This is a genomic window from Streptomyces sp. NPDC058674 (assembly GCF_042716505.1).
In the GTDB taxonomy this organism is placed as follows: domain Bacteria; phylum Actinomycetota; class Actinomycetes; order Streptomycetales; family Streptomycetaceae; genus Streptomyces.
Genome location: NZ_JBHXSC010000015.1, coordinates 110,311 through 117,306, shown reverse-complemented (window position 1 = coordinate 117,306; position 6,996 = coordinate 110,311). Strand labels below are relative to the sequence as shown.

Sequence of the window (6,996 nt, the reverse complement as noted above, 5' to 3'; positions counted from 1 at the left end):
GCCACGGGCGTGTATGTGCCGGCCCGCGCCCTTGGCCAGGCTGGGGACGCCGGAGCCCCCGGCGGCCTGGGGCTCGGCGTCCTCGGGGTTCTGGGCGCGGGAGGCGCCCACGGCCAGCCCGTCGTTGGACAGCACCACGGCGTGCCGGACCTCGCGGACCCGGACCACCAGGTCGTCCAGGAGCCAGTCCAGTTCGCCCGGGCCGCGGGCGCCCTGGAGGCCGGTCCTCTGTTGTTCGATCATCGTTCTTCTCCTTCGCCGGCTGCGTGGGGGGTGTTCTCCCGGGACCCGCGGACCCAGCCGTCCCGGTAGGCCGCCATCCGGTCCCGGGCCTGTTCCGGGCTGCGGCCCGGCGGCGAACCCTCGGGCCCGCGGGTGACGGGCCGCTCCTCGGGGGCGGGCGCCTCGCGCAGCTGCGGGACGAGGCTGGCCTGACGCACTCGGCGCGGCAGTTCCGTCACCGAGGCTCCCGGGACCCCGCGTGCGGGGGCCGGCCCGCCCGCCGCGGACACCGGAGTACGGGCCTCCGCGCCGCCGGGGGTACGAGCCTCGGCACCGCCGGAGGTACGGGCCTCAGTGCCGTCGGGCGTACGGGCCTCCGCGCCGCCGGGGGTCCGCGCCTGCGCGCCCCCGGGGGGACGGGGCCGGAGCGGCGCCACCGGGGCCGGCCCCTCCTCCCGTACGGCGGCCGCGGCGGGCGGCCGATCCGGCTCCGCGGCCGCGGGCCCCGCCGGGGCGGCCCGGGCCGGGGCCGGGGCGCCCGCCGTGATCGCCGCCTGGAGCAGGGAGTTCGGCAGGAGCACCACCGCGGTGGTGCCTCCGTACGGCGAGGTGCGCAGGTGCACGCGGATTCCGTGGCGGGCCGAGAGGCGGCTGACCACGAAGAGGCCCAGCCGGTCGCTGTCGAAGAGGTCGAGCGCCTCGGACTGTTCGATGCGCCGGTTGGCGTCGGCCAGGGATGCGCGGCCCATGCCAAGGCCACGGTCCTCGACCTCCAGGACGTAGCCGGCGCCGACCGGTTCGCCGCTGACCCGGACCTTGGTGTGCGGCGGGGAGAACTGGGCGGCGTTCTCGATCAGTTCGGCGAGCAGGTGCGTGAGGTCGGCGACGGCGCCCCCGATGACGGCGGCCTCCGCGAGCCGGCGGACCTCGATGCGCGGATAGTCCTCGATCTCGGAGACGGCGGCCCGGACGACGTTCGTGAGGGGGACCGGGTTCCGCCAGGCCCGGCCCGGGGCGGCTCCCGACAGGATGATCAGGCTCTCGGCGTGGCGACGCATCCGGGTGGTGAGGTGGTCGAGGCGGAAGAGGTCGCCGAGTTCGTTCGGGTCGTCGGCGCGCCGTTCCATCGAGTCCAGCAGGGTGAGCTGCTTGTGCACGAGGACCTGGCTGCGGCGGGCGAGGTTGACGAACACCCCGGAGACCCCGTCGGCCAGCTCCGCCCGCTCGACGGCCGCGCTGAGGGCTGCCCGGTGGACGGTGGTGAGGGAGGCCCCGACCTGGGTGATCTCGTCGTCCGCCGGAAGCCCCTGCGGCGTCTCCGCGGCGACGTCGATCGCCTGCCCGGCGCGCAACCGGTCCATGGCGTCCGGCAGTTTGCGATGGGCGATCTCCAGGGCGGAGTTGCGCAGCGACACCAGCTCCACGACGAGGGTGCGGCCGATGCGGACGGAGATGAGGAGCGAGGCCGCGACGGCGGCGAGGCCCAGCAGTACGGCGGCCCCGGACGCACTGAGCGCCCCTTCCGCGAACGGGTCGGCCCGGTCCGCGGCGGCGGCCCGTGCGGCCCGGTCGATCTCCCGCATGGAGGCGGCGACGCCCGCGTGGGCGGCCTCCCACCCGGCGGGAGCCCCCTGCGCCTCGCCGGCCGTACCACCGGCGGCGGCCAGCGCCCGGTCCTCGGCGCCGAGAAGGTCGGCGTGGACGGCGCTCTCGGCGACGGACCGCCAGGAGGCCTGCTGGGCCGCGGGGAGGTCGCGGGCCGCGCCGGCGGTGAGCGCGCGGCGGGTCTCGACGGCGCCGGTCAGCTGCCGAAGCGTTTCGGCGGTGCGCCGGCCCGGCAGGGCGAGGAGGGCGTCCTCCCGGGAGAGCATCTCCGCGGCGCGGGCGAATTCGAGCAGGACCCGGGCGTCGGGGCCCAGTTCTGCCCGGTCCCCGCCGGTCAGGGCGCCGCCCACGGCCAGCGCGGAGTCGATGACGCGGGTGTAGGCGGCGTAAGCGGCCTCGGGGGCGGCACGCCGGTCGGCGATCTCCTTGCGGGGCGTCCCCAGGGCCTCGGCGGCGGAGACGAACTCGCCCAGGCGGGACACGACATCGGCGCGGTGGGCGCCGGAGTCGGCGACGGTGTGCCGGTCGCCGAGCCGCAGCCTCCGTACGGTGTCCTCGGTACGGCGGGACTGCTCCTCGAGGGCGGCGCCCTGGTCCGTGCCCGGCTCGGCGAGCAGGCGGACGGCCGTGCGGCGCTCGGCCTGGAGCTCGGTGATCGCGGCCGCGAGGGGGGTGCGTATCTCGGCGTCGACGCGTTGGACGCGGCTGAGGCCGGCGACGTCCTGGGCGGTGCTGACGGTGGCGAAGGCCCAGAGCGCGAGGAGGGAGACGACCGGGACCATCAACAAGGAGACGATCTTCGCGCGGACGGTACGGGGGCGCAGCCGCAGCCGGGGCCCGTGGGGCTGTGCGGCCGTGGCGCCGGGCCCGCCGCGCGGGGAGGCTGCGCGCGCCCCCGCTTCGTCGGCCGGGGGTCCGGCGTGCGCCCGGCGGCCGCGCGCCGGTGGCGCGGGCAGCCGCGGCGCCGCTGCTTCCGGTCTTCTGCGGGGTGTGCGCATGGGCTCCTCGTTCCGGGACGTGCCTAAGGGCGCGGTGGTACGGGTCGTGCGGCGCGGGTGTGCCGCGGCGCGCGGGGCGGGGGCGCGCACCGGGAGCGGCGCGAGGGGGGACCGCGCGGGGCGGGCCGCGGACGGGGGCAGCGGACGGGAAGCCTGCGCGGGACGGCGTGTGGACCGGTGAGGGCGCGGTCGGGCCCCCGCGGCGGCGCCGGAGCGGCGCTCAGTGCGCGGCCGCGGTGCGCTCCCCCAGGTGCTGCGCGGAGGCCGAGGCCGCGCGCTCCTCGGCGGTCGGGGAGAGGGCGATGAAGGCGGCGGTGATGAAGAGGTAGGAGCCGAGCCCGACCGCGAGGGGGAAGACGAGCTGCATCGCGGTGGCACCGGGCAGGGCCGCGGCCGAGGGGCTGACCGTGACGGCGACGGCCGTCATCCCGGTGTAGTGCATACTGCTGACCGCGGCTCCCATGACGAGGGAGGCGACGGCGACGGCCGCCGGCGAGGTGATGTTGAGCGCCGCCCACAGCGCCGCGGTCGCCGCGATCACGGCGATGGCGACGGAGAGCGCGACGGTCAGCGGCTCGTAGGCGACCTCGCCGTGCAGGCGCAGGGCCGCCATGCCCAGGTAGTGCATGCTGGCGACGCCGAGGCCGGTCGTGAGGCCGCCCAGGAAGAGCGCCCGGCGGCGGTCCTTTCCGTAGCCGACGGCGAACACGCCGGCGCCGACGACCAGTACGGCGACCAGGAGGCTGAGGAGGGTCAGCGGCACGTCGTAGTGGATCTCGGTACCGGTGGCTTCGAAGCCCAGCATCGCGACGAAGTGCATCGTCCAGATGCCGGTGCCGATGGCCGAGGCCGCGGTGAGGAGCCAGTTGCGGCGGGAGGTGCCGGTCGCGGCGAGCGCGCGGACGGTGCAGCGCAGGCCGAGGGCGGCGCCGATGGATGCCATCACATATGACAGCGCGGGTGTCAGCCAGCCGTAGGCGGCGTGGTCCAGGTGTCCCATGGCCACGGGACGCTAGTCCGGGTGAGGGCGTGAACAGGGGGCGCATTTCGAAAGCCGCTGGAACTGCTGAGATATGACAGAGATACGTTCTCCTTCGATCACGCCGCGTACCACCTTGCGCACGGTGCGCAGACGGATGCCTCGGCGCCTGTGGGGGATCATGGGCGTATGAGCGAAGACCACACGCACGTGCAGGAGTTCTTCGGGGCGCGCGCCGCCGACTGGGACCGCAAGTTCCCGCAGGACGGGCCCGCCTTCGCCGCCGCCGTGGCCGAGTTCGGACTGCGGCCCGGCGACCGCGTCCTCGACGCGGGCTGCGGGACCGGTCGGGCACTGCCCGCGCTGCGGACGGCCGTCGGCCCCACCGGGACGGTGCTCGGCGCGGACCTGACCCCCCGGATGCTGGCTGCCGCGCAGCGCGCGGGGCGGGCCGCCGAGGGCGCCCTGCTGCTCGCGGACGTGGCCAGGCTGCCGCTGCGCGACGGGGTGCTGGACGCGGTGTTCGCCGCCGGGCTGATCGCCCACCTCCCCGACCCGGGAGCGAACCTGCGCGAGCTGGCCCGCGTGGTCCGCCCCGGCGGTGGTCTGGCGCTCTTCCACCCGATCGGACGGGCGGCCCTCGCGGCGCGCCACGGCCGCGAGCTCACCGCGCAGGACCTGCGGGCCGAGGCCAACCTCCGCCCGCTGCTGGCCGGTTCGGGCTGGGACATGGCCTCGTACGCCGACGAGGACGCCCGCTTCCTGGCGCTGGCCGTACGGCGCGGATGACACGGTCCCTCACGTCGGCCCCGCACCCGGGACCCGCGCGGGCACCGGGATCACGCCGGGGGCTGGGCCTCGGCTTCCGCGGACCGGCGGGGGTGCGGCACGGGGCAGCCGCCCGAGCCGGGCACGGGGAAGGTGCCGAGCCCGCCCACGTCGTAGCCGCCGGAACGGCTCTTGATCTCCGGGTTCTGCCGGGCGTAGTGCGGGGTGCGGCGCGGCGGCAGCAGCCGGACCGCGCGGCCGCGCAGCCGCAGCGCACCGCGGACCAGCTGCCGCACGCGCGCGCCGGGGCGCTCGTAGCGGAAGGCGTCGAGCAGCGCGTCGTCCAGGAGCGCGAGGCTCGCGCCGCGCACGGCGGGGGCGAGGGGCGCCGGGTACCAGGAGGCCATCAGGGCCAGGGTGGAGTCGGCGACCTTTCGGCCGCCCTCGTCCCAGCCGAAGTGGGCCTCCTCATAGGCGTCCAGGGCGGTCTCGAACTCCTCGAAGGAGGCGGGGACCTCCTTGATGCCCATGTGGCGGCCGAGGGTGGCGTAGTAGTTCGCGCAGGCCCGGCGCTCGTGGTGGGTCAGCGCGCGCCAGCCGTACGCGTCCAGCCAGCGCGCCGGGATCACCACGAAGGTGCACAGCACGTAGCGCATGTCCTCGTCGCAGATGTCGTAGCTGCGGTGCATCTGGTTGACGCGGCGGATCGCGGTGCGCCCGGTGTCGCTCTCGAAGCCGTGCTCCAGGACCGCGTCGAGGAGCAGGGCGGTGTCGTCGTAGCGGCGTTGGGCGCGGTCGGTGAACTCGGCCGTCTCGGCCAGCAGGCGGCCGATGGCGGGGACCGCGTAGGTGCGGAAGAGCGCGAGCTCGAGGGCACGGGTGAAGTCCCAGGGGAACTCGTAGGTGGCGGTGAGCCGGTAGATGGCGAGGAAGTCCCGATCGGGGTCGAGCCGGAGGATCTCCCTCAGCCGGTCGTAACGCTGCACCGGATGTCCCTTCCGTTGGCAGGTGTCCAACTCTACGGGTGGGCGGCGGCCTTGGAAATCGTCACCCGCAGGCTCTCGACGGGCGGGTTACCGGCTGGTTAGGGTGCGCCGACGAGAGAGCTACCGGGAGGCCACGTGTCCGACGACGAGGGTGGCGGCTCGCTGTACGTGCTGACCGCCGTGCTGCTGACCCCCACGCAGTTCCCCAGCGTCCTGGGTGACGACTTCCCCGAGGCCTGCTCCCAGCTGGGCGTGGCGCCGTCCCGGTCCGGATACGGGCTGGTGCTCGGCCAGGACGAGGAGGGGGCCCGCTGGACGGTCGTCGTGGACGACGTCGCGCTCGTGGCCGCCGCCATCGCTTCCTGGGACTGCGGGATGGAGTACGACCTGTCCCCGGACGAGCGGACGATCGTGGCCTCGCTGGCGGGCTGGCCGCTGGAGCTGTCGGTGGCCGCTTCGGGCATCCCGGAGCCGCACGATCCGGAGCAGGGCGCCGACGGCACGGGGCGGGTCCCCCTGGCGCCGCCCTCGGCCGAGGGGTGGGGGCCGGTGCAGCGCCGGATGGGAGCGGACCAGATCGCACGGGAGTGGGCGGACTGGCACGAGCGCGTGGCGACGGACGGGGGCGCGGCGGCGGCCGCGCATCCGGGACTGGCCCGTGCGCTGGAGCAGGCCGCGGGGTATGCGCGGAACCCGCCGCCGCCCGGCCGGGTGCGCTCCTCCTTCGCGGGCGAGGGCGCCCGGACGCTGCGGGCGGACGGGGCCGGCTGGTCCCTGGTGGCCCGGACCGGGGGCTCGGCCTTCGTGCTGCTGGACGAGGAGCCGGGCGAGGTGCTGGCCGTTCCCCGCGAGGGACCGGACCTGCCGGAGCTGCCGGGCCTGCTGGAGGCGCTGGACCGCGTAGCGGCACGCCCCGCGTGACGCGCGGCGCCTGACGCGCGGGCCGGGTGCCTGATGCACGGCCTGGTCAGTTGACTGCACCAACGTGACGATCAACTCGGCTCGGCAAGTGCTGTTCAAGAGCATTCACTTCGGCCGCGGTCCGGTACTCAACCCGGTGCCGGTCAGCTGGGCTCGTCGCGCGGCCTTGGCTCATCGCTCGCCGATCGCGGCCCCGGTCCGATTCCGGCGAGGGAGGCTGCGTCCGACGGTGCCGGCCCGCCAGCCGCGGGCGATTCCTGACCCGCAGTGGGAGGAGTTGTTCGGCCGGATGCTGTGCACTCGGGATCGGGCTCTGCTGTCCTGTTACGTCGATTCCGGGGCCCGGGCCAGCGAACTGCTGGGACTGCTGTTGAGTGACATTGACTGGCAAAAGGGCCAGCTCTGGGTGATCTCGAAGGGAAGCCGGGAACGGCAGCCGATCCCCGTCTCTCCGACTGGCCTGGCCTACCTCGCGGCCTACCTGGAGGAGGCTGGCCTCCCCGAGGACGGTCAGCCG

6 protein-coding genes and 1 pseudogene are annotated in these 6,996 nt (G+C 75.6%); 3 read left to right on the top strand and 4 right to left on the bottom strand.

Features of this window, described 5'->3' with window-relative positions; genetic code table 11:
• From ACFWU6_RS11115 to ACFWU6_RS11105, 3 genes are all read right to left on the bottom strand, one after another.
• On the bottom strand, nt 1-243 hold a 243-nt coding region (locus ACFWU6_RS11115; protein ID WP_383980491.1), incomplete at its 3' end, for a roadblock/LC7 domain-containing protein.
• Nucleotides 240-2,825, bottom strand: coding sequence for a nitrate- and nitrite sensing domain-containing protein (locus tag ACFWU6_RS11110; protein ID WP_383980489.1), 2,586 nt, complete (start codon nt 2,823-2,825; stop codon nt 240-242). The genes ACFWU6_RS11115 and ACFWU6_RS11110, both read right to left, overlap by 4 nt.
• Nucleotides 2,826-3,045: 220 nt before the next feature.
• Nucleotides 3,046-3,825: an MHYT domain-containing protein gene (locus ACFWU6_RS11105; RefSeq protein WP_383801110.1), complete on the bottom strand. Its 780-nt coding sequence runs from the start codon at nt 3,823-3,825 to the stop codon at nt 3,046-3,048.
• A 168-nt stretch (nt 3,826-3,993) separates the two neighbouring features.
• On the opposite strand from ACFWU6_RS11105, the gene ACFWU6_RS11100 reads away from it, so the two are divergent.
• Nucleotides 3,994-4,593, top strand: coding sequence for a class I SAM-dependent methyltransferase (locus tag ACFWU6_RS11100; protein ID WP_383980487.1), 600 nt, complete (start codon nt 3,994-3,996; stop codon nt 4,591-4,593).
• A gap of 50 nt (nt 4,594-4,643) precedes the next feature.
• Here the strand turns inward: ACFWU6_RS11100 and ACFWU6_RS11095 are convergent, their stop codons facing one another.
• The gene (locus tag ACFWU6_RS11095; protein ID WP_383801104.1) at nt 4,644-5,558 is read right to left on the bottom strand and encodes an oxygenase MpaB family protein; all 915 of its coding nucleotides are present in this window, start codon (nt 5,556-5,558) and stop codon (nt 4,644-4,646) included.
• A 135-nt stretch (nt 5,559-5,693) separates the two neighbouring features.
• Here ACFWU6_RS11095 and ACFWU6_RS11090 point away from each other — a divergent pair, with 135 nt between their 5' ends.
• Together ACFWU6_RS11090 and ACFWU6_RS11085 are read left to right on the top strand one after the other, a co-directional pair.
• On the top strand, nt 5,694-6,479 hold the full coding sequence (locus tag ACFWU6_RS11090) for a hypothetical protein (protein ID WP_383980485.1): 786 nt from the start codon (nt 5,694-5,696) through the stop codon (nt 6,477-6,479).
• A 289-nt stretch (nt 6,480-6,768) separates the two neighbouring features.
• A pseudogene (locus ACFWU6_RS11085) lies at nt 6,769-6,960 on the top strand (tyrosine-type recombinase/integrase); the annotation flags it as partial.
• Nucleotides 6,961-6,996 lie beyond the last annotated feature (36 nt).

Bases quoted from the DNA above. Each gene is read 5' to 3' on its own strand.
- ACFWU6_RS11100 (WP_383980487.1), top strand. From the start codon at position 3,994: ATGAGCGAAGACCACACGCACGTGCAGGAGTTCTTCGGGGCGCGCGCC.
- ACFWU6_RS11105 (WP_383801110.1), bottom strand. From the start codon at position 3,825: ATGGGACACCTGGACCACGCCGCCTACGGCTGGCTGACACCCGCGCTG.
- ACFWU6_RS11110 (WP_383980489.1), bottom strand. From the start codon at position 2,825: ATGCGCACACCCCGCAGAAGACCGGAAGCAGCGGCGCCGCGGCTGCCC.